Source organism: Bacillus cereus group sp. MYBKT111-2, assembly GCF_051915205.1.
Classification (GTDB): Bacteria; Bacillota; Bacilli; order Bacillales; family Bacillaceae_G; genus Bacillus_A; species Bacillus_A paranthracis.
Genome location: NZ_JBQAEG010000009.1, coordinates 179,809 through 199,459, shown reverse-complemented (window position 1 = coordinate 199,459; position 19,651 = coordinate 179,809). Strand labels below are relative to the sequence as shown.

The window sequence follows — 19,651 nt, the reverse complement described above, 5'->3', positions numbered from 1 at the left end:
GATCAGGTTGATAGGTTCGAGGTGGAAGCATGGTGACATGTGGAGCTGACGAATACTAATAGATCGAGGACTTAACCATATAATATGTAGCAAATGTTATCTAGTTTTGAAAGAATATAAAAAACTTGTTGACTTTCAAAGTTAAATAAGTTAAAATAATTCTTGTCTTAAATGAATACAGTCTGGTAATGATGGCAGAGAGGTCACACCCGTTCCCATACCGAACACGGAAGTTAAGCTCTCTAGCGCCGATGGTAGTTGGGACCTTGTCCCTGTGAGAGTAGGACGTTGCCAGGCAAAATGGAGGATTAGCTCAGCTGGGAGAGCACCTGCCTTACAAGCAGGGGGTCGGCGGTTCGATCCCGTCATCCTCCACCATATATGTCGGAGGGGTAGCGAAGTGGCTAAACGCGGCGGACTGTAAATCCGCTCCTTCGGGTTCGGCAGTTCGAATCTGCCCCCCTCCACCATTCTTAATTAATGGGCTATAGCCAAGCGGTAAGGCAACGGACTTTGACTCCGTCATGCGCTGGTTCGAATCCAGCTAGCCCAGCCATTAAGAGCCATTAGCTCAGTTGGTAGAGCATCTGACTTTTAATCAGAGGGTCGAAGGTTCGAGTCCTTCATGGCTCACCATTTTAACAAAATATGCGGGTGTGGCGGAATTGGCAGACGCACTAGACTTAGGATCTAGCGCCTTTGGCGTGGGGGTTCGACTCCCTTCACCCGCACTTTTAATAAAATAACTCATACATGTCTTGCGGAAGTAGTTCAGTGGTAGAATACAACCTTGCCAAGGTTGGGGTCGCGGGTTCGAATCCCGTCTTCCGCTCCAATTTTCAATATGACATGCCGGGGTGGCGGAACAGGCAGACGCACAGGACTTAAAATCCTGCGGTGGGTGACCACCGTGCGGGTTCGACCCCCGCCCTCGGCACCATATGCGCCCGTAGCTCAATTGGATAGAGCGTTTGACTACGGATCAAGAGGTTAGGGGTTCGACTCCTCTCGGGCGCGCTTTTAATAACGGGAAGTGGCTCAGCTTGGTAGAGCACCTGGTTTGGGACCAGGGGGTCGCAGGTTCAAATCCTGTCTTCCCGATATTCCCAAAAACATGGGGCCTTAGCTCAGCTGGGAGAGCGCCTGCCTTGCACGCAGGAGGTCAGCGGTTCGATCCCGCTAGGCTCCACTTTATTTATTATATGTCTCGGAGGTATACCCAAGTTCGGCTGAAGGGATCGGTCTTGAAAACCGACAGGCGGTGAGAATCGCGCGGGGGTTCGAATCCCTCTACCTCCTCCATTTTCTTTTAAAATGGTTTAGACATAAATAATAAAATATTTTTTCCTTCATGGAGGTATACCCAAGTTCGGCTGAAGGGATCGGTCTTGAAAACCGACAGGCGGCGAGAGTCGCGCGGGGGTTCGAATCCCTCTACCTCCTCCATTTTTTATAAAGTAAATATTTTATCATCGCGGGGTGGAGCAGCACGGTAGCTCGTCGGGCTCATAACCCGAAGGTCGCAGGTTCAAATCCTGTCCCCGCAACCAAATGGTCCCGTGGTGTAGTGGTTAACATGCCTGCCTGTCACGCAGGAGATCGCCGGTTCGACCCCGGTCGGGACCGCCATTTATGTTTGGCTCGGTAGCTCAGTCGGTAGAGCAGAGGACTGAAAATCCTCGTGTCGGCGGTTCGATTCCGTCCCGAGCCACCATTTTTTTATGCCGACTTAGCTCAATTGGTAGAGCAACTGACTTGTAATCAGTAGGTTGGGGGTTCAAGTCCTCTAGTCGGCATCCTTTAGGGGCATAGTTTAAAGGTAGAACTGAGGTCTCCAAAACCTCCAGTGTGGGTTCGATTCCTACTGCCCCTGTAAAGTATATGGGCCTATAGCTCAGCTGGTTAGAGCGCACGCCTGATAAGCGTGAGGTCGATGGTTCGAGTCCATTTAGGCCCACCATATATTATTCCGCAGTAGCTCAGTGGTAGAGCTATCGGCTGTTAACCGATCGGTCGTAGGTTCGAGTCCTACCTGCGGAGCCATGGCCCGTTGGTCAAGTGGTTAAGACACCGCCCTTTCACGGCGGTAACACGGGTTCGAATCCCGTACGGGTCATAAAAAAAGAGTCAGCATATTGCTGACTCTTTTTTATTGTGCGTTCATTCTCCTTTATCAACTGATTTTCCTGAAATAAATAAAGGGATTTAGGAAAAGCTATGGTATGTATAAAAAGGAGGAGATACAAATGACACGAGTGAGAGACTTGATGAGCACTCATATTGTACAGTGTACACCGTTAGACAATGTATATGAAGCTGCTGTAAAGATGAAAGAAGAATCGATTGGATTGATCCCGGTTGTTGAAAATGAACAAGTTGTTGGTCTTGTTACGGACCGAGATTTAGTTGTTCGAGGGATTGCTGAAAAACATCCTGGATCTAATAAAATTACAAATGTAATGACAAAAAACATTGTTTCAGTTTCTCCAGATGATCCTATTGAAAAGGCTACAGAGTTAATGGCACAGTATCAAATTAGACGATTGCCAGTAGTTGAGAGTGGTCAACTCGTTGGGATGTTAGCACTAGGAGATTTAGCTATAAAAGAATCGGCAGATGATCAAGCGGGATTTGCTTTAAGTGAAATATCAGAGCATACGGAATGAAGTGAGACTTTAATTAGTGTAATACGTTACGTATAAAAATCAGATACATTATTCTAGTATATAGGGTTAAGCTAATATGTTAGCATGATGTATCTGAGCCATTATATAATAAGTATACAGTTAGTAATTTCGACAGTTTATTTAAATTTGTCATTCCTAATTATAAATAAGAGAAAAAATGATATACTGATAGATATAAGTATTATGATTGATTTCGAATATAACAATATTTATTGTTAATGATGTGATAATGGATTAATATTTCCTATGTAGATAAAAGGGAAGGGGAATTATATGAAGGCTGTACAGCGCGATCCAAATTGGAATTTGGTTACAGATACATATATAGAACCAAATAATTTCGCTGAATTATTTTCTTTGCTTGTACCTTGTCATCCAAAAGGTGAAGGGAAAGAACGAACTATATTAGTGTGGAAAGAAAAAGAATTTTATAAAGAAGAAAATTTAGCGGCATTTATCGTATATGGAATGAATAAAGCAAAGAATTTACCGCAATTTCATAAAGACGAAATTCCAACTTTAGTACGTATTCTTCGCTTATGCCAAGAAATTGGTTGGTATGAAGAAGCGAATACTTTTATGGTAACTCAAGGGCTAGCTGAGTTTGTTCATACTTCATTGGAATATGAAACGTGGGATCTTTTGACGCAGGCGGTTGCTTTAAACTATTTAATAATTAAATATCGTATTGGTGAATTAACTGATGGAGATGTAGAAATTTGGGATAGAGTTAAATTTAATGAGAAATGTATAACAGACTGTAAACATTTATTATCCCATAAAGAAGTATTAGAATTTACATTTTTTTATATGTGTAAGAGAGCTAAGTCACTATCAAAAGAGCAATTAAATAGTGATATGATGAGTTTAGCGATGTATTGTAATACTTTTGTTTATGACTTATATACATATGATTTATTACGAAAGTATCGTAAGTGTACAGACTTTCTATCATATTATGGACCTAGTCAAGCGGTGTTAGCTTGCCAAAGGGCTGTACTTTCTCAAATTTCAGATCGATTAGACCCACTCAAGACTACTCATGTAGATGATTATTTATATGTAATGAAAGATATGATGGAGCATATGACGATAGGGATAATGGATCGATATGATCATTTTATTGGAAAGTTATTATCATATGTGCCATTTTTTGAAATGATCCAAGTTCCACAACATGCATATTATTGTGAAGAATTATTGTATATTTGTAAGGGCATTAAATATAAAGAAGAAATATTACGCAATTATATATTTATACAATTACATGACTGTTTACCATCTTTCTTTAAACTGTTTCTTAAAAATAAGCGTTATGCAACGATTCATGATATTCTGTTCTATTGGTGTGATGATGAACAAAGAATGAGCTTAGAGAAAAAATATAATCTTAGCTTTATTTATGAAAAATATGCTTGTGGATAAAGGGCACTTTCTATATAAATTAAAAAGGATCTCAATTGTGAGATCCTTTTTTTATTAGTAAAGCAAGGAGAATGTAATTAAGACGAGAAATAACATTCCATAAAGGAGAAATTGTGCCGTATAGCTTCCTTGTATACCAAAAAAAGTATTTGTTTTTTTGTATAAATTCAATATATATTTTATCGGATTATCTTTGAAAGATTGGTACACAGTGTCTCCTCTTTCTAAGCTTCTTGTTCGTGTTTTTTGTTATTAGGGACATGAATGTATCTAGCTATGAATAATAAAACAGCCATAAAAAATACGGGAAATACGGTAGATAAATAAAAACCATTACTAATAATATTTGTTATTAAAGCACTTAATAGAAAAATGGCATTATAAATATGGGCAATTTTTTGTTTTAGTTGAACTTGAAAAGCTTCCATCATAATTTCTAAAGCAACAAAAGCAATGATAATAGATAAAAATACAGTATTTGTATTATAAATTACTAAGCAACAGATTAAGCCTAAAAAGGCTAAGTATTCAATTAAGAGAGGTATATTGATATTGCGTGGCATACAATTTACCTAACTAAATATGGCAGTGGGTTTACTGCATTTGTTTTTTCAAAATTCCATTCTCCATTGTGTAATTCAAAATGAAGATGTTGCCCGTATGAATGACCTGTGTTTCCCATATGACCTACTAATTGTCCAGCTTGTACTTGATCACCAGCTTGTACAGTGCGATCTTTCATGTGAGCATAGACTGTTGTATATAATTTTCCGTTTATTTGATGGGCGATGAACACAACATTGCCATAGCTAGCTGAATAATATGATTTCACGACTTTACCTGCAGCCGCCGCCTGGATAGAGACATTACCCTGAGCTGCAATATCTATACCATAATGCATTTGTTCCCAGCGTATATCAAAGGTTGAGCTAATTCTTCCTTGAGTAGGGAATTTGAAAACTGCTGGAATGGAAGTAGGTTGAGTCGTTTGAGCTTGTGATTGCGTTTGATTTTGCACCACATAATGCTTTGCCACATATCCGTATCCTGTGCCAAAACGAATTTTATACCAAGTTCCTACAGTTTCCACTACTTGTAATTGTGTACCATTTTGCAATGAACCAAGTAGTGCGCTACTTGTACTAGCGTTGCTACGTACATTAAGCTTAGGTGTTGCAACTGTGTATTTCGTATTATTTTGAACTGTGATGCCTTTTACTAAAGGCTGTGAACCATTAGATACGAATGCTTTTTGTACGTAACCTGTTTTGCCATTATGTAAAATTTTATACCACTCGCCTTGTTCTTCTTGAATGGTAACGAATTTTCCATTTGGTAATACATCTAAAATTGAAGATTCTAAATCAGGTTCAGAACGAACGTTTAATGCATTGGCATTGACGATATATTGATTATTAGATTGAAGTTTGTTTTTTAGTAGAATAGAATCTTTTTGTACGTAACCTACTTTATTATCAACAGATACTTTATACCAGTCATTAGTTGTTTCAAGTATATTCACTTTCGTATTAAAGCGAATTGTATCAATTGCTGAGCTATTTGTGTTATCTTTTGTATGTAAGGCTACTTGATCGACTTTGACATATCCAGTTTTCACATTAGATAATTGTTCAGCGTTGGCTGTTTGTACATTTGTTTCTCCCATAGAAGGAAGTAAAGAAGCAATTGCGACAGTAGTTGCTGTTAAAGCAGTAGCTTTCATATTCATATAATAGAGACCTCCTCTAGTTGTATAGTTGTAATTTTATTATAGTATAAAGATATAATATAGTGGGTGTATTCACATAAATGTAATATGAAATCAATATAAAAATAAATTTTTTGAGGATAATGATTCCTTTTTATCCAATTCATTAGGATAATAATTTCTAAGATAGAATATAAGTATTATATGGTTTTGTTATTTTGTTGACAATTGGGAAAATTAAAACAGTTGATGATGTCTTATTACGGTGTTATACTGACAGTGATAATTTTATAGTTTGCTAGGAGAGCTGGTGTTGCCAGCTGAGAGTAAGACCTTAAGTCTTTGATCCTTTTTATTACCTGATCTAGATTATGCTAGCGTAGGGAAGCAATTCGGACACTAATAATGAGTCCCCGTTTCTTTGCGTATAGAAACGGGGCTTTTTTATTTGAAAATTTCATATTGAAACCACTAGGGGTGCTTGTTGTGCTGAGAGAGGAATAATCCTTAACCCTTACAGACCTGATCTAGATAATACTAGCGAAGGGAAGTGGAGCAACGAATAAATTATAATTTTATTTGCTGTAACCACTTCTTATTTAGAAGTGGTTTTTTATTTAGATATATAAATTGAAAGGGGATAGAGAAATGAAATTTTGCGATAGATTATTAGAAACTGTACAACCAGTTTGGGAGATGAGTCATAATCATCCATTTGTTGTAGGTATGGGGGATGGTACGTTAGAAAAAGATAAGTTTCAGTATTATATTATTCAAGATTATTTATATCTGCTAGATTATGCAAAGCTATATGCTATTGGCGTTGTAAAGGCAACGAATCCACAAGTAATGGGAAAATTTGCTGAACAAATTGATGGAATATTAAATGGAGAAATGACAATCCATAAACAGTATGCAAAAAGACTTGGAATTTCTATAGAGGAGATAGAGTCTGCAAAGCCATCTGCTAAAAATTTAGCTTATACAAATTACATGATGTCTGTATCTCAAAATGGCACACTTGCAGAATTAATAGCAGCACTTCTTCCGTGTATGTGGAGCTACTGGGAAATTGGAAAGCGTTTAAATGATATTCCTGGAGCAAGGGACCATGAATTTTTTGGTGAGTGGATTCAAGGATATAGTTCTGAAGAGTACGGCAACCTCTGTATTTGGTTAATCGATTTATTAAATGAAATGGCAGTTGGAAAGTCTGAAAAAGAGCTAGACCGATTAGAGGAGATTTTCCTATATTCCAGTCGATTTGAATATTTATTCTGGGATATGTCCTATCGTAAGGAGATGTGGGGATTTGAGGAGCAAGAACATACTACAGTTTCATAATGTTTCTTTTCATTATGATGAGAAGCCAATCATCAATGAATTAAATGCTTCTATACAAGATAAAGAGTTTGTAAGTATTATCGGACCGAGTGGTTGCGGAAAAAGTACTTTATTTCGCCTTATTACAGGTTTGGAAGAAGCAAGTACGGGACAGATAGAGCTGACAGAAACAAAGAGCCACCCTGTAGGGTATATGCCCCAAAAAGATATGCTCCTGCCATGGAGAACGATTATTGAGAATGCGGCCCTGCCGCTAGAGTGCCAAGGTGTACAGAAGAAAGAAGCACAAATAAAGGCAAAGGAACTGTTACAGAAATTTGGTTTACAAGGATATGAGACAAAATATCCGAAAGATTTATCTGGTGGTATGAGGCAACGCGTATCTTTCATTCGAACTTTATTAACAGGCGGAGAGATATTGCTCTTAGATGAACCGTTTAGCGCGTTGGATGCTTTAACGAAGGCATCTTTGCAGGAATGGTTGTTTGAACAATGGAAAGAGTGGGAAAAAACAATTTTATTTATCACTCATGATGTGGAAGAAGCATTGTTTCTTTCTAATCGAATTTTAGTGGTAGAGCAGCAACCGATAACTACTTTAACCGAGAGGATTGTACCGCTTGATCATAATCGGACAAGAAAAGATTTATATAAACCGGAAGTATTAGCGCTGAAAGATGAGCTTCTTAGTATGTTGCAAAGGCAGGTACTCGTATGATGAACCGGTTGAAGGAGCTATTACCTGCTCTTACACTTTCTAGTATTTTACTTGCCCTTTGGGAAGTAGGCGCAAGAATTGTAGATGAAATGTACATTTTACCGTCACCGTCTGCAATTGTAATGAAGATATGGAAACTAAAAGACATATTATTTACGGTTCATTTGCCAGCAACATTATATGTCGTTTTAATAGGGGTGGCTATTTCTATCGTACTTGGGGTAGGGCTAGCGATGTTAATGAATGCGAGTAATTGGATGGAGAGAGCATTTTATCCATTATTAGTTGCCTCACAAACGATTCCTATTACAGCGCTTGCTCCGCTTTTCGTTTTATGGTTTGGATATACGATCTGGAGTAAGGTTGTTGTTACGGTTTTAATTACGTTTTTCCCAATTGCGGTTAATACGTATGATGGACTGCGCAGTACGAAAAAAGAATGGGAAGAGCTTTTAGTTACGTATGGGGCAACGAAAAAAGATGTTTTTCTTAAATTAAAATTGCCGTCTGCTCTTCCTTATTTTTTCTCAGCTTTAAAAATTGCAGTACCGCTTAGTGTAATTGGGGCGGCAATTGGTGAATGGCTCGGTGCACAAGCGGGGCTAGGATATTTCAGTAAGAGAATGATGACGCAATTAGACGGGGCAGGTGTATTTGCACCCATTGTATTGTTATCATTATTAGCTATTTTCTTCGTCGTACTTATTTCGGTATTAGAAAAGAAATTCATTAGTTGGAGGAAGCATTCATGAAATTTTTAAAACGCATCTTTGTGCTTACATTATTAGTTGCAATGATTGCTGGATGTTCGAGTAATTCAGCATCAGATAAGAATAAAAAAGAGAAAGAAATAACGGTCATGCTTGATTGGTACCCAAATGCGGTACATAGCTTTATTTATGCGGCAATTGAAAAAGGTTACTTTAAAGAAGAAGGAGTAAAGGTAAATATTAAATTCCCTTCTAATCCGACTGACCCATTAACGTTAGCAGCTGCAGGAAAAGTAACAGTTGGCTTATATTATCAGCCAGATGTTGTCATGGCAAAAGCAAATGAACAAATTCCAGTGAAATCAATTGGAGCCGTCGTACGTTCACCATTAAATCATGTTGTATCGCTGAAGTCTGCAGGCATTCAATCGCCAAAAGATTTAGAGGGTAAAACAGTTGGGTATTCTGGAACACCTTTAAGTGAGATGTATTTAAAAACGATGGTAAAAGAAGCTGGTGGTAATCCAGATACAGTGAAAGTAGTCGATGTTGGTTTTGATTTAGTACCAGCATTAATTACGAAAAAAGTGGATGCGGTAACAGGAGCATATATTAACCACGAAGTACCTGTTATGCGTCATGAAGGTCATGAACCAGCATACTTTAATCCAGCAGATTATGGTGTACCGAATTATCATGAGCTCGTATTTGTAACAGGTGATAAAACATTGAAAAAAGATAAAGAAGCTTTGCAAGCTTTCTTGCGTGGTACGAAAAAAGGCTATGATTTTATGAAGAAAAACCCAGATGAAGCATTGAATATTTTATTAAATCATCAAGAAAAAGAAAACTTCCCACTTGTGCCAGAAGTTGAAAAGGAAAGTATGAAAATTTTATTAGAGAAGATGGAAACGAAAGATGAGCCATTTTTATCAGATTCAACAGAGTCATGGGAGAAACAAAATAAATGGTTGAAAGATAAAGGAATGACAAAAGAAATCGTTCCGGCCGATGAGTTATTCGAAAACATTTTAAAGTAGGCGAATGAATATGAAAAATGAGCTTCATGTAATCTCAAATGGTCACATGTCATTCGAAGAGTTAGTGAATGTAGCGATGCAAATTGAAAGTGAAATTGATTATTTGCATATTCGTGAGCGTGAGAAAAGTACGAAGGAATTGTATGAAGGTGTGGAAAGTCTTTTGAAGAAGGGCTTTCCAGCATCGAAAATAGTGATAAATGATCGAATTGATATTGCTATTTTATTAAATATTCCGCGCGTGCAGCTAGGATATCGAAGCGCTGATGTAAGGTCAGTGAAAGAAAAGTTTTCTTATTTGCATGTCGGTTATTCTGTGCATTCTTTAGAAGAGGCGATTGATGCATTTAAGAATGGCGCGGATTCACTCGTCTATGGTCATGTATTTCCGACAGATTGTAAAAAAGGTGTGCCAGCGAGAGGGCTTGAAGAAATTTCAGACATTGCAAAGTGTTTATCCATACCGATTACAGCAATTGGAGGAATCACTCCGGAAAACACTGGAGATGTTCTTACTAACGGCGTCAGTGGTATTGCTGTTATGTCTGGGATTATAAGTAGTAGTAACCCGTATAGCAAAGCGAAATCTTATAAGGAATCAATAAGAAAGTGGGCGGAAAAACATGTGTAAGAAGTATGATGTAGCGATAATTGGCGGTGGTGTAATTGGTAGTTCAGTTGCACATTTTCTAGCAGAAAGAGGCCATAAAGTAGCGATTGTAGAGAAGCAACAGATTGCATCTGAAGCCTCGAAAGCAGCCGCTGGTTTACTTGGGGTGCAGGCAGAATGGGATGAATATGACCCGCTATTTGAACTTGCGAGAGAAAGCCGTGCTATATTTCCACAACTTGCAGAAGTTTTACGCGAAAAAACAGGCATCGATATTGGGTATGAAGAGAAAGGCATTTATCGCATTGCTCAAAATGAAGATGAGAAGGAAAGAATTCTTCACATTATGGATTGGCAGCAGAAAACCGGTGAAGATTCTTATTTCCTAGCGGGAGATCGTTTGCGAGAGAAAGAGCCGTATCTATCTGAGTCAATTATAGGGGCTGTATATTATCCGAAAGATGGTCATGTTATTGCACCAGAGCTTACGAAAGCATTCGCACATTCCGCATCATTTTCGGGTGCTGATATATATGAGCAAACAGAAGTATTTGATATCCGTATTGAAAATAATAAAGTGACTGGAATTGTGACAAGCGAAGGTATGATCACTTGCGAAAAAGTTGTTATTGCGGGTGGCTCATGGAGCACGAAGTTACTAGGTTATTTTCACCGCGAATGGGGTACATATCCAGTTAAAGGAGAAGTAGTAGCGGTCAGAAGTAGAAAACCACTTTTAAAGGCGCCTATTTTCCAAGAAAGGTTTTACATTGCACCAAAGCGCGGCGGACGTTACGTAATTGGAGCAACGATGAAGCCCCGTACATTCAATAAAACTGTGCAACCAGAGAGTATTACTTCTATATTAGAGCGCGCGTATACAATATTGCCAGCATTAAAAGAAGCGGAATGGGAAAGCGCATGGGCCGGATTAAGACCACAGTCGAATCATGAGGCTCCTTATATGGGAGAGCATGAAGAAATAAAAGGTTTATATGCTTGCACAGGCCATTATCGAAACGGCATTTTATTAAGTCCTGTTTCTGGTCAATATATGGCTGATTTAATAGAAGGAAAGCAGGAGAATCACTTGCTAGATTTATTGCTTTCTAAAACAGTTTAGAAAGGGGATGGAAGTTTGAATTTAAAAATTAATGGTAATCAAATTGAAGTGCCAGAGAGTGTGAAAACAGTAGCTGAGCTACTTACACATTTAGAGTTAGATAACAGAATTGTTGTAGTAGAGCGTAATAAAGATATTTTACAAAAAGATGATCATACAGATACATCTGTTTTTGATGGAGACCAAATTGAGATTGTAACTTTCGTAGGAGGCGGTTGATTATGTTAAACATTGGACCATTTTCATTTCATTCTAGACTTTTATTAGGAACAGGAAAATTCCCTGATTTTGATGTGCAGCAAAAGGCAATTGATGTATCTGAGGCAGAAGTTTTAACGTTCGCAGTACGTCGTATGGATATATTTGATGCAAAGCAACCTAATTTATTAGAGAAACTTGATGTGAAAAAATATACGTTATTACCGAATACAGCCGGAGCAAAAAATGCTGAAGAAGCTGTTCGTATTGCAAAATTAGCAAAAGCTTCAGGGCTTTGCGACATGATAAAGGTAGAAGTTATTGGTGATGATAGAACGTTATTACCTGATCCGGTAGAGACGTTAAAGGCATCTGAAATGTTACTAGAAGAAGGATTTATCGTACTTCCGTACACATCTGATGATGTTGTATTAGCACGTAAATTACAAGAACTTGGCGTGCATGCGATTATGCCAGGAGCATCACCAATCGGTTCAGGGCTTGGTATTGTAAATCCATTAAATTTAAGTTTTATTATTGAACAAGCGACAGTACCAGTTATCGTTGATGCTGGTATCGGTAGCCCGGCTGATGCGGCATTTGCGATGGAATTAGGAGCAGATGGTGTGTTATTAAATACAGCTGTATCAGGAGCAAAAGATCCTATTAAAATGGCACAAGCAATGAAATTAAGTATTGAGGCAGGCCGTTTAGGCTTTGAAGCAGGTCGTATTGCACGTAAACGTTGTGCAACGGCAAGTAGTCCTTTAGAAGGAATGAGCGTAGTTGAATAATCGATATTCTCGCCAAGAACTATTTTCTCCAATTGGAGAAGAAGGACAGCAAAAGATAAGGGAAAAGCATGTGCTTATTATCGGTGCAGGCGCACTAGGTAGTGCAAATGCAGAAATGTTTGTAAGAGCTGGTGTTGGTACAGTAACGATTGTTGACCGGGATTATGTCGATTGGAGTAATTTACAAAGGCAGCAATTGTATGCAGAGAGTGATGTGAAAAATAATCTTCCGAAAGCTGTAGCAGCAAAGAATCGTCTAGAAGAGATTAATAGTGAAGTAAGAGTAGAAGCGCTCGTTCAAGATGTAACAGCTGAGGAGTTAGAAGAACTCGTTACAAACGTTGATGTAATGATTGATGCAACTGATAATTTCGAAACGCGTTTCATTGTGAATGATATAGCACAAAAATATGCTATTCCATGGATTTACGGAGCATGTGTAGGAAGTTATGGTCTTTCTTACACAATCCTTCCTAGTAAAACGCCATGTTTATCTTGTTTATTACAATCGATTCCGCTTGGCGGAGCGACATGTGATACAGCGGGGATTATATCACCTGCTGTATCTCTCGTCGTTTCTCATCAAGTAACGGAAGCTCTTAAACTGTTAGTGGAAGATTACGAATCACTTCGAGATGGACTTGTATCGTTTGATGTATGGAAGAATGAATATTCATGTATGAATGTGCAAAAGCTTCATAAACATAATTGCCCTTCGTGTGGAGAGAATGCATTATATCCTTATTTAAACAAAGAAAATACATCGAAAACAGCAGTTTTATGCGGGAGAAATACAGTTCAAATTAGACCACCTCATAAAGAGGAAATGGATTTTGAACGATACAAAGAGCTGCTGCATGATCGTGTAAATGATTTAAATGTAAATCCATATTTATTATCATTTTCTGTGGAAGAAAAGAGATTAGTTGCTTTTAAAGATGGTCGTGTACTTGTACATGGAACGAAAGATATAAGTGAAGCAAAAACAGTTTATCATCGTTATTTTGGATAGAAAAGGATGAGTGGGATGAAAGTAAATAAAGCTTTAACAATTGCAGGATCTGATAGCGGTGGCGGTGCCGGCATTCAAGCAGATTTAAAAACATTCCAAGAGCTTGGTGTGTACGGAATGACGGCTATTACGGCAATTACTGCTCAAAACACGCTTGGCGTTCAAGGGGTATATCCAGTTTCGTTAGAAGGTATTACGGAACAGTTGAATTCAATTGGTACGGATTTAACACCAGATGCTGTGAAATTAGGAATGTTATTTAGTAGCGAAATTATTCAAATTGTAGCAGAATATATTAATAAATTTGGCTGGAATAATATTGTACTAGACCCTGTTATGATTGCTAAGGGCGGTGCATCATTATTACAAGAAGAAGCAGTACAAGCATTAAAAGAATATTTATTACCAGTAGCAACAGTTGTAACGCCGAATGTTCCAGAAGCAGAAGTGTTAACGGGGCTGGAAATTCATAACATTGAACATAGTAAAGGAGCTGCAAAAGTACTGCATGAATTAGGGGCGAAATATGTACTTATGAAGGGCGGACATGCAGAATATCAAGGTAATGAAGTAATTGATTTACTCTTTGATGGAGAAAAGTTTATTGAATTTAGAAGTGAGCGAATTCCTTCAAAGCAAACACACGGAAGCGGCTGTACATTTGCTTCAGCAGTTACAGCAGGGCTTGCGAAAGGCTACTCGATGGAAGAGGCAGTTCAAGAAGCGAAACGATTTATTAGTATAGCAATTGAAGAGCCGTTGCATATTGGAAGTGGTCATGGACCGACGAATCATTTTGCATATAAAGTGAATAAAACGAGTGTGTAGGTAAGTAAAAAGTCAGTTGTATAACTGGCTTTTTTTCTGTTTACTTTTTCTAAATGCAGGAGTAATATATCAGCCAGAATATATTTTTTGTAATACGCTGAGTCCAATTATATGGAGCGGAGGAACCAATTTGTGCAGTGTCACTCGGGGTGAATCTTTCAATTTTGAAAGTAGGGCTACTCTCAAAGCCCGAATCCGACAGCTAACTTCGTAAGCGTCTTGAGAGAGGACGGTGCCATGATGGATACATCACTTCATCGATCTGATTAGTATAGGGGAATATCAATCTATGTTTGAGTTCTTTTATGCTAAGGAGGATGAGGTACATGGAACTAACACTTATTTGTGTTGGAGAAGAAAGCAAGGTAAATAGTTTAAGAAATTTAGTAGCATTTCAACATGAGTTAATTATTTTTACAGCAAATGAAGAGATAGCAGCTGAAGTTAGGGATTGTGGATTTGATTGGACGTATAGTTGTAGTAAGGAGCAGGATTTTACTAGTATTTGTGAGTGTATTAAGAAGGTAATTTTACTAGGGGATGAGCTTCCAATCGTTAGTTTTTTCACAGAACACATTCGCTTTTCTTTTCAGGCACCTATTACTGTTGTTACAAGGAATAAACGATATCCAGCGAGGCTCTATGAAACAATTGGAGCTACATTTGTCGTGTTTACGAATTGTGATAATATTACTTTTTTATTTTTTGAATAGGGCGGGGGAGAAGAAGATGAAAGTGTTGTTACTAGGAGATATAGCGAATCGTTGGGCGGTATCGGTAGAGCGAGTTCAAGAATTGGTGGTGCTCGATCCTATTTTTCCAAGGCCTTATATCATATTGCCATCGAAAGACGCTTTATATTTAAAAACAGATGTGATCGAATATGAGCAACTACATGCAGAATTGTCACAAGTTTATATTCGCGGGAGAAATTTACGTACTTTTTTACGAGGAGAATAAATAGTGAATAAAAAAAGAGCGAATGCTAAGTGCAACAAGCGATGCACTTCATGTCATTCGCTCTTTTTATTTCGTATTTAAAAGATCATTTCTATGAAAAAGTAAGAAAAGACGAGAAAATAGATGGAATAATATTAATAATACTTAATGTAAGCGTTTAAATAGATAGATATTTTCTTATTTTCAGTAATTTAGCTCTTTACAAGTGAAATATAGAGGAGTATATTTACTCTCATAAATCATTCATAAAATTTCCAAAAAAACCTAAAATCGCTGAGTTCCAGAAATGGAGCGGGGGAACCAATTTTGTGCATTGTCACTTGGGGTGAATCTTTCAGTTTTGAAAGTAGGGCTACTCTTTAGGCCCGAATCCGACAGCTAACCTCGTAAGCGTTTAGAGAGGAGGTTTACTTTTTGTTGTTCATTTTTTGAACACTGAGTAGAGCTCAGTGTTCTTTTTTAATATTTAAATGGTAAATTTTAATAATTAGAAATGAGGAATAGCCATGTTAGATGTTGTAATGATCGGGATTTTTGTTGTGTTAGTTGCATCGATGATAAGTCTTGCAAGTTGGTCAGATAAAGTTGTGAAAGAAGGGAAGCAATCATGATGATTGCCTTATCGATTATTGTTGCAGCAATTACGGTGTACTTAGTGTATGCATTATTAAATCCGGAAAAGTTTTAATTAGGGGGAGTCATTCATTATGATCTGGGTTGCAGTCGTTATTACAATGCTATTGTTTATTCTTGTGGCAAAGCCAACGGGAATTTATTTAGAGAAAGCCTTTCAAGGTAGTAAAAAGCTAGATAAAGTATTCGGGCCTTTTGAAAAACTTATTTTTAAAATTACGGGTGTAAAAGAATACAATCAAACGTGGAAACAGTACGCATTATCATTAGTTTTATTAAATGGATTTATGATTGTTGTCGTATATTTCATTTTCAGACTACAAGGAGTATTGCCATTAAATCCAGCACACATTGAAGGAATGGAGCCTACGCTCGCTTTTAATACAGCAATTAGTTTTATGGCTGATACGAACTTACAGCATTATAGCGGTGAAAATGGTTTATCTTATTTATCACAATTAATCGGAATTACATTCTTAATGTTTGCAGCACCGGCAACGACGTTAGCGCTCGTTATGGCATTTATAAGAGGGCTAGCTGGAAAAGAACTCGGTAACTTTTTCGTTGATTTTACGAGAGCATTAACGAGAGTGTTTCTTCCTATCGCATTTATGGCGGCACTAGTCTTTGTCGCACTTGGTGTACCACAAACGTTAGACGGGGCAGTTACGGCGCAAACGATTGATGGCGCGAAACAAAGTATTTTACGCGGGCCAGTTGCATCATTCGTGTCCATTAAGGAACTTGGAAATAACGGCGGTGGATTTTTCGGAGCTAATTCTACACATCCTTTTGAAAATCCAGGGCAAATGAGTAATATTTTGCAAATGATGCTTATGATGTTATTGCCAACAGCACTTCCATTTACGTACGGACGAATGGTAGGAAATAAAAAACAAGGTCGCATCCTTTTCGTTTCACTATTCATGGTGTTTTTACTAGGGTTTATAACAATTACGACATCTGAACTAAACGGGAATCCAGCACTAAATGAAATGGGTATTGAACATGTACAAGGAAGTACAGAAGGAAAAGAAGTAAGGTTCGGAACCGTATTTTCTTCACTATACGCAACAGTAACGACAGCTGCTGAAACTGGAGCGGTGAATACGATGCATGATACGTTAACACCAATTGGCGGTCTAGTTCCGCTCGTAAATATGATGTTAAATACAGTATACGGCGGCGTTGGAGCAGGCTTTGTGAACATTATTATGTATGCGATCATCGCAGTTTTTATATCTGGATTAATGGTTGGACGGACACCAGAGTTTTTAGGTAAGAAAATTGAAGGTAAGGAAATGAAATTAATTGCGGTAACGATACTATTTCATCCACTGCTCATTTTAGGATTTTCGGCATTAGCTCTTTCTACACATTTAGGAACAGAAGCGATTTCTAACTCGGGCTTCCACGGTTTAACACAAGTTGTTTATGAGTATACGTCATCAGCTGCGAATAACGGATCTGGATTTGAAGGGTTAGCAGATAATACACCGTTTTGGAATATTACAACTGGTTTAGTTATGTTTTTAGGACGCTATTTCAGTTTAATTACGATGCTAGCTGTTGCAGCTTCATTGAAAGAGAAGACGGTTGTGCCAGAAACAGTCGGAACGTTCCGTACGGATAATAGTTTATTTGGCGGCATTTTCATCGGAACAATTGTAATTGTCGGTGCATTAACATTCTTCCCAATGTTGGTACTCGGTCCAATTGCAGAATTTCTTACATTGAAGTAATGGAGGGTAAATGATGAGACCGGTAGTAGTAAAAGAAAAAAGAGTAAATGAGTCACAAATGCATGTTGTAGAAGATGAAGTTAGACAAGCGAAAACGATGGATCGTGATATCGTAACAAATGCGATGAAACAATCCTTTGCGAAATTGAATCCAAAAGTCATGATAAAGAATCCGATTATGTTTGTTGTAGAAATTGGATTTATCATTACGTTCATTTTATCGTTTCTTCCAAGTCATTCTAGTAGTGTACCAGGATGGTTTAATATAACAGTTTCTTTCATTCTCTTATTTACAGTTTTATTTGCTAATTTTGCAGAAGCATTAGCGGAAGGACGGGGGAAAGCGCAAGCCGATTCTTTAAAACAGTCGAAGAAAGATGTGTTTGCCAATGTTGTAAAAGAAAATGGGAACATTGTTCAAGTTTCAGCAACGGATCTAAGAAAAGGTGATGTTGTTATTGTAAAACAAGGAGAAATGATTCCAAGTGATGGGGAAGTCATAAAAGGATTAGCATCTGTTGATGAATCTGCGATTACAGGGGAATCAGCTCCTGTAATAAAAGAAGCTGGCGGTGATTTTTGTTCCGTAACAGGCGGTACGATGGTTGTAAGTGATGAGATTACGATTATCATTACGAGTAATCCTGGTGAATCATTTATTGATAAAATGATCTCTTTAGTAGAAGGGGCTGCTCGTCAAAAAACACCGAATGAAATTGCTTTAAATACAGTATTAACGAGTTTAACGCTTATTTTCTTAATCGTTGTTGTGACGCTGCCGATTTTCACAAATTATTTAGGGTTTCAAATTGATACAGCTGTACTTGTAGCATTGTTAGTTTGTTTAATTCCAACGACAATTGGTGGATTATTATCAGCGATTGGTATTGCCGGGATGGACCGTGTGACAAAGTTTAATGTGTTAGCAATGTCGGGTAAAGCAGTAGAAGCTGCGGGCGATATTAATACAATTATTTTGGATAAAACGGGTACAATTACTTTCGGGAACCGAATGGCTCATACATTATTACCTGTAGGAAATGAAACGATTGAGCAAGTAGGGAAATGGGCTGCGATTAGTTCAGTTTTAGATGAAACACCAGAAGGTCGATCAGTTATAGAATATGTAAAAACGAAGTCTATATCATATAATCGAGAAATTGCAGAACAAGGTGAATTTGTTCCGTTTAAAGCAGAAACGAGAATGAGTGGTGTTGATTTACAAGATGGAACGAAAGTGAGAAAAGGTGCTGTAGGTGCCGTTATTGAATGGGTTGAGTCACAAGGCGGAACGATTCCGAAAGATGTAAATCAAAAAGCAGACTTAATTTCAAAAGAGGGCGGAACACCACTTGTAGTTGCAGTAAATAATCGTATTTACGGTTTAATCTATTTAAAAGATACAGTAAAACCTGGTATGCGTGAACGTTTTGAACAGTTGCGTCAAATGGGGATTAAAACGGTTATGTGTACAGGGGATAACCCATTAACAGCAGCAACAATTGCAAAAGAAGCTGGAGTAGATGAATTCGTTGCTGAGTGTAAACCAGAAGATAAAATTGCGGTTATTAAAGCAGAGCAAGATAAAGGGAAACTTGTAGCGATGACAGGTGATGGTACAAATGATGCGCCGGCATTAGCGCAAGCTGACGTTGGATTAGCAATGAATAGTGGTACGACAGCTGCGAAAGAAGCAGCAAATATGATTGATTTAGATTCGAATCCAACGAAGATTATTGAGGTTGTAGGAATCGGTAAGCAATTGTTAATGACGCGCGGTGCGTTAACGACGTTTAGTATTGCAAATGATATCGCAAAATATTTTGCAATCATTCCAGCAATGTTTACACTTGCGATTCCGCAAATGGAAGCATTAAACATTATGAAATTAACATCACCACTGTCAGCGATTTTATCAGCATTACTATTTAATGCAGTTATTATTCCATTACTCATTCCATTGGCGATGAAAGGTATCGCATATAAACCGATGAGTTCGAATGCACTACTTGGCCGAAACCTACTTATTTATGGGCTGGGTGGAGTGATTGTACCGTTCATTGGAATTAAAGTAATTGATATAATTGTCGGCTTGTTCATATAAGGAAGAGGGGAAAGA

20 protein-coding genes, 20 tRNA genes, 1 rRNA gene and 4 riboswitches are annotated in these 19,651 nt (G+C 37.9%); of the genes, 39 read left to right on the top strand and 2 right to left on the bottom strand.

Annotated elements, in window-relative coordinates; genetic code table 11:
• Positions 1-181 precede the first annotated feature (181 nt).
• The 23 genes from rrf to ACTFNE_RS22425 all read left to right on the top strand — a co-directional run bounded on the left by rrf (position 182) and on the right by ACTFNE_RS22425 (position 4,112).
• A 5S ribosomal RNA gene (rrf, locus tag ACTFNE_RS22535) occupies positions 182-297 on the top strand.
• 5 nt (positions 298-302) lie between these two features.
• A tRNA-Val gene (locus tag ACTFNE_RS22530) sits at positions 303-378 on the top strand.
• 8 nt (positions 379-386) lie between these two features.
• Positions 387-470: transfer RNA gene (locus tag ACTFNE_RS22525), tRNA-Tyr, on the top strand.
• An 11-nt stretch (positions 471-481) separates the two neighbouring features.
• A tRNA-Gln gene (locus tag ACTFNE_RS22520) sits at positions 482-556 on the top strand.
• Between the two features lie 4 nt (positions 557-560).
• Positions 561-636, top strand: a tRNA-Lys gene (locus ACTFNE_RS22515).
• 14 nt (positions 637-650) lie between these two features.
• Positions 651-731, top strand: a tRNA-Leu gene (locus ACTFNE_RS22510).
• A 29-nt stretch (positions 732-760) separates the two neighbouring features.
• Positions 761-835 (top strand) — tRNA-Gly (locus tag ACTFNE_RS22505).
• Positions 836-851: 16 nt separating this feature from the next.
• Positions 852-940: transfer RNA gene (locus tag ACTFNE_RS22500), tRNA-Leu, on the top strand.
• Positions 941-943: 3 nt separating this feature from the next.
• Positions 944-1,017, top strand: a tRNA-Arg gene (locus ACTFNE_RS22495).
• 10 nt (positions 1,018-1,027) lie between these two features.
• Positions 1,028-1,101 (top strand) — tRNA-Pro (locus ACTFNE_RS22490).
• A gap of 15 nt (positions 1,102-1,116) precedes the next feature.
• Positions 1,117-1,189 (top strand) — tRNA-Ala (locus ACTFNE_RS22485).
• 20 nt (positions 1,190-1,209) lie between these two features.
• Positions 1,210-1,302: transfer RNA gene (locus tag ACTFNE_RS22480), tRNA-Ser, on the top strand.
• 51 nt (positions 1,303-1,353) lie between these two features.
• Positions 1,354-1,446 (top strand) — tRNA-Ser (locus tag ACTFNE_RS22475).
• A gap of 27 nt (positions 1,447-1,473) precedes the next feature.
• Positions 1,474-1,550, top strand: a tRNA-Met gene (locus ACTFNE_RS22470).
• 3 nt (positions 1,551-1,553) lie between these two features.
• Positions 1,554-1,629: transfer RNA gene (locus tag ACTFNE_RS22465), tRNA-Asp, on the top strand.
• Between the two features lie 9 nt (positions 1,630-1,638).
• Positions 1,639-1,714: transfer RNA gene (locus ACTFNE_RS22460), tRNA-Phe, on the top strand.
• Between the two features lie 9 nt (positions 1,715-1,723).
• Positions 1,724-1,796, top strand: a tRNA-Thr gene (locus ACTFNE_RS22455).
• Positions 1,797-1,802: 6 nt separating this feature from the next.
• Positions 1,803-1,873, top strand: a tRNA-Trp gene (locus ACTFNE_RS22450).
• A 10-nt stretch (positions 1,874-1,883) separates the two neighbouring features.
• A tRNA-Ile gene (locus tag ACTFNE_RS22445) sits at positions 1,884-1,960 on the top strand.
• A gap of 8 nt (positions 1,961-1,968) precedes the next feature.
• A tRNA-Asn gene (locus tag ACTFNE_RS22440) sits at positions 1,969-2,043 on the top strand.
• A gap of 1 nt (position 2,044) precedes the next feature.
• Positions 2,045-2,116: transfer RNA gene (locus tag ACTFNE_RS22435), tRNA-Glu, on the top strand.
• A 130-nt stretch (positions 2,117-2,246) separates the two neighbouring features.
• Positions 2,247-2,666 carry a CBS domain-containing protein gene (locus tag ACTFNE_RS22430; protein WP_000199015.1) on the top strand — a complete coding sequence of 140 codons (420 nt, stop codon included), beginning with the start codon at positions 2,247-2,249 and terminating at the stop codon, positions 2,664-2,666.
• Between the two features lie 294 nt (positions 2,667-2,960).
• Entirely contained in the window at positions 2,961-4,112 is a 1,152-nt protein-coding gene (locus tag ACTFNE_RS22425; RefSeq protein WP_000648924.1) for a DUF3965 domain-containing protein, read from the top strand.
• A 224-nt stretch (positions 4,113-4,336) separates the two neighbouring features.
• On the opposite strand, the gene ACTFNE_RS22420 is transcribed toward ACTFNE_RS22425, so the two are convergent.
• A complete protein-coding gene (locus ACTFNE_RS22420; protein ID WP_001137811.1) occupies positions 4,337-4,675 on the bottom strand; it encodes a hypothetical protein in 339 nt (112 codons plus the stop codon).
• A gap of 5 nt (positions 4,676-4,680) precedes the next feature.
• Positions 4,681-5,841 (bottom strand): SH3 domain-containing protein, encoded by a 1,161-nt coding sequence (locus tag ACTFNE_RS22415; RefSeq protein WP_001056065.1) that lies wholly within the window; start codon positions 5,839-5,841, stop codon positions 4,681-4,683.
• 269 nt (positions 5,842-6,110) lie between these two features.
• A riboswitch (TPP riboswitch) is annotated at positions 6,111-6,223 on the top strand.
• 60 nt (positions 6,224-6,283) lie between these two features.
• A riboswitch (TPP riboswitch) is annotated at positions 6,284-6,386 on the top strand.
• 82 nt (positions 6,387-6,468) lie between these two features.
• Between ACTFNE_RS22415 and tenA the strand changes: the two genes are divergently transcribed.
• From tenA to kdpB, 16 genes are all read left to right on the top strand, one after another.
• Entirely contained in the window at positions 6,469-7,164 is a 696-nt protein-coding gene (gene tenA, locus ACTFNE_RS22410; protein ID WP_000666826.1) for a thiaminase II, read from the top strand.
• Positions 7,133-7,882: an ABC transporter ATP-binding protein gene (locus ACTFNE_RS22405; RefSeq protein WP_074540828.1), complete on the top strand. Its 750-nt coding sequence runs from the start codon at positions 7,133-7,135 to the stop codon at positions 7,880-7,882. The genes tenA and ACTFNE_RS22405 overlap by 32 nt, the downstream gene beginning before the upstream one ends.
• Positions 7,882-8,634: an ABC transporter permease gene (locus ACTFNE_RS22400; protein WP_044790963.1), complete on the top strand. Its 753-nt coding sequence runs from the start codon at positions 7,882-7,884 to the stop codon at positions 8,632-8,634. The genes ACTFNE_RS22405 and ACTFNE_RS22400 overlap by 1 nt, the downstream gene beginning before the upstream one ends.
• A complete protein-coding gene (locus ACTFNE_RS22395) occupies positions 8,631-9,632 on the top strand; it encodes an ABC transporter substrate-binding protein (RefSeq protein WP_046198890.1) in 1,002 nt (333 codons plus the stop codon). Before ACTFNE_RS22400 ends, ACTFNE_RS22395 begins: the two co-directional genes overlap by 4 nt.
• Before the next feature lie 10 nt (positions 9,633-9,642).
• On the top strand, positions 9,643-10,263 hold the full coding sequence (gene tenI, locus ACTFNE_RS22390; RefSeq protein WP_000787179.1) for a thiazole tautomerase TenI: 621 nt from the start codon (positions 9,643-9,645) through the stop codon (positions 10,261-10,263).
• The gene (gene thiO / locus ACTFNE_RS22385; protein WP_046198889.1) at positions 10,256-11,365 is read left to right on the top strand and encodes a glycine oxidase ThiO; all 1,110 of its coding nucleotides are present in this window, start codon (positions 10,256-10,258) and stop codon (positions 11,363-11,365) included. The genes tenI and thiO overlap by 8 nt, the downstream gene beginning before the upstream one ends.
• A gap of 15 nt (positions 11,366-11,380) precedes the next feature.
• Entirely contained in the window at positions 11,381-11,584 is a 204-nt protein-coding gene (gene thiS / locus ACTFNE_RS22380) for a sulfur carrier protein ThiS (RefSeq protein ID WP_001049505.1), read from the top strand.
• Positions 11,585-11,586: 2 nt separating this feature from the next.
• Complete coding sequence (gene thiG / locus ACTFNE_RS22375) at positions 11,587-12,357, top strand: thiazole synthase (protein WP_000931995.1); 771 nt, start codon at positions 11,587-11,589, stop codon at positions 12,355-12,357.
• Positions 12,350-13,369, top strand: a complete 1,020-nt coding sequence (thiF, locus tag ACTFNE_RS22370) for a thiazole biosynthesis adenylyltransferase ThiF (RefSeq protein WP_270705356.1) — start codon at positions 12,350-12,352, stop codon at positions 13,367-13,369. Before thiG ends, thiF begins: the two co-directional genes overlap by 8 nt.
• A 15-nt stretch (positions 13,370-13,384) precedes the next feature.
• The gene (gene thiD / locus ACTFNE_RS22365) at positions 13,385-14,197 is read left to right on the top strand and encodes a bifunctional hydroxymethylpyrimidine kinase/phosphomethylpyrimidine kinase (protein ID WP_270705355.1); all 813 of its coding nucleotides are present in this window, start codon (positions 13,385-13,387) and stop codon (positions 14,195-14,197) included.
• Positions 14,198-14,282: 85 nt separating this feature from the next.
• A riboswitch (cyclic di-AMP (ydaO/yuaA leader) is annotated at positions 14,283-14,430 on the top strand.
• Between the two features lie 93 nt (positions 14,431-14,523).
• Positions 14,524-14,910 (top strand): hypothetical protein, encoded by a 387-nt coding sequence (locus tag ACTFNE_RS22360; protein ID WP_046198886.1) that lies wholly within the window; start codon positions 14,524-14,526, stop codon positions 14,908-14,910.
• Between the two features lie 16 nt (positions 14,911-14,926).
• Positions 14,927-15,157, top strand: coding sequence for a hypothetical protein (locus tag ACTFNE_RS22355; protein WP_000866316.1), 231 nt, complete (start codon positions 14,927-14,929; stop codon positions 15,155-15,157).
• Between the two features lie 261 nt (positions 15,158-15,418).
• Positions 15,419-15,564: riboswitch (cyclic di-AMP (ydaO/yuaA leader) on the top strand.
• A 99-nt stretch (positions 15,565-15,663) separates the two neighbouring features.
• Positions 15,664-15,768 carry a hypothetical protein gene (locus ACTFNE_RS22350; protein ID WP_000887891.1) on the top strand — a complete coding sequence of 35 codons (105 nt, stop codon included), beginning with the start codon at positions 15,664-15,666 and terminating at the stop codon, positions 15,766-15,768.
• On the top strand, positions 15,765-15,845 hold the full coding sequence (kdpF, locus tag ACTFNE_RS22345) for a K(+)-transporting ATPase subunit F (protein WP_000972376.1): 81 nt from the start codon (positions 15,765-15,767) through the stop codon (positions 15,843-15,845). The genes ACTFNE_RS22350 and kdpF overlap by 4 nt, the downstream gene beginning before the upstream one ends.
• A 19-nt stretch (positions 15,846-15,864) precedes the next feature.
• Positions 15,865-17,532: a potassium-transporting ATPase subunit KdpA gene (kdpA, locus tag ACTFNE_RS22340; protein WP_046198885.1), complete on the top strand. Its 1,668-nt coding sequence runs from the start codon at positions 15,865-15,867 to the stop codon at positions 17,530-17,532.
• A gap of 13 nt (positions 17,533-17,545) precedes the next feature.
• Entirely contained in the window at positions 17,546-19,636 is a 2,091-nt protein-coding gene (gene kdpB / locus ACTFNE_RS22335; protein ID WP_046198884.1) for a potassium-transporting ATPase subunit KdpB, read from the top strand.
• Positions 19,637-19,651: the final 15 nt, after the last annotated feature.

Bases quoted from the DNA above. Each gene is read 5' to 3' on its own strand.
- ACTFNE_RS22430 (WP_000199015.1), top strand. From the start codon at position 2,247: ATGACACGAGTGAGAGACTTGATGAGCACTCATATTGTACAGTGTACA.
- ACTFNE_RS22425 (WP_000648924.1), top strand. From the start codon at position 2,961: ATGAAGGCTGTACAGCGCGATCCAAATTGGAATTTGGTTACAGATACA.
- ACTFNE_RS22420 (WP_001137811.1), bottom strand. From the start codon at position 4,675: ATGCCACGCAATATCAATATACCTCTCTTAATTGAATACTTAGCCTTT.
- ACTFNE_RS22415 (WP_001056065.1), bottom strand. From the start codon at position 5,841: ATGAATATGAAAGCTACTGCTTTAACAGCAACTACTGTCGCAATTGCT.
- tenA (WP_000666826.1), top strand. From the start codon at position 6,469: ATGAAATTTTGCGATAGATTATTAGAAACTGTACAACCAGTTTGGGAG.
- ACTFNE_RS22400 (WP_044790963.1), top strand. From the start codon at position 7,882: ATGAACCGGTTGAAGGAGCTATTACCTGCTCTTACACTTTCTAGTATT.
- ACTFNE_RS22395 (WP_046198890.1), top strand. From the start codon at position 8,631: ATGAAATTTTTAAAACGCATCTTTGTGCTTACATTATTAGTTGCAATG.
- tenI (WP_000787179.1), top strand. From the start codon at position 9,643: ATGAAAAATGAGCTTCATGTAATCTCAAATGGTCACATGTCATTCGAA.
- thiO (WP_046198889.1), top strand. From the start codon at position 10,256: ATGTGTAAGAAGTATGATGTAGCGATAATTGGCGGTGGTGTAATTGGT.
- thiG (WP_000931995.1), top strand. From the start codon at position 11,587: ATGTTAAACATTGGACCATTTTCATTTCATTCTAGACTTTTATTAGGA.
- thiD (WP_270705355.1), top strand. From the start codon at position 13,385: ATGAAAGTAAATAAAGCTTTAACAATTGCAGGATCTGATAGCGGTGGC.
- ACTFNE_RS22360 (WP_046198886.1), top strand. From the start codon at position 14,524: ATGGAACTAACACTTATTTGTGTTGGAGAAGAAAGCAAGGTAAATAGT.
- ACTFNE_RS22355 (WP_000866316.1), top strand. From the start codon at position 14,927: ATGAAAGTGTTGTTACTAGGAGATATAGCGAATCGTTGGGCGGTATCG.
- ACTFNE_RS22350 (WP_000887891.1), top strand. From the start codon at position 15,664: ATGTTAGATGTTGTAATGATCGGGATTTTTGTTGTGTTAGTTGCATCG.
- kdpF (WP_000972376.1), top strand. From the start codon at position 15,765: ATGATGATTGCCTTATCGATTATTGTTGCAGCAATTACGGTGTACTTA.
- kdpA (WP_046198885.1), top strand. From the start codon at position 15,865: ATGATCTGGGTTGCAGTCGTTATTACAATGCTATTGTTTATTCTTGTG.
- kdpB (WP_046198884.1), top strand. From the start codon at position 17,546: ATGAGACCGGTAGTAGTAAAAGAAAAAAGAGTAAATGAGTCACAAATG.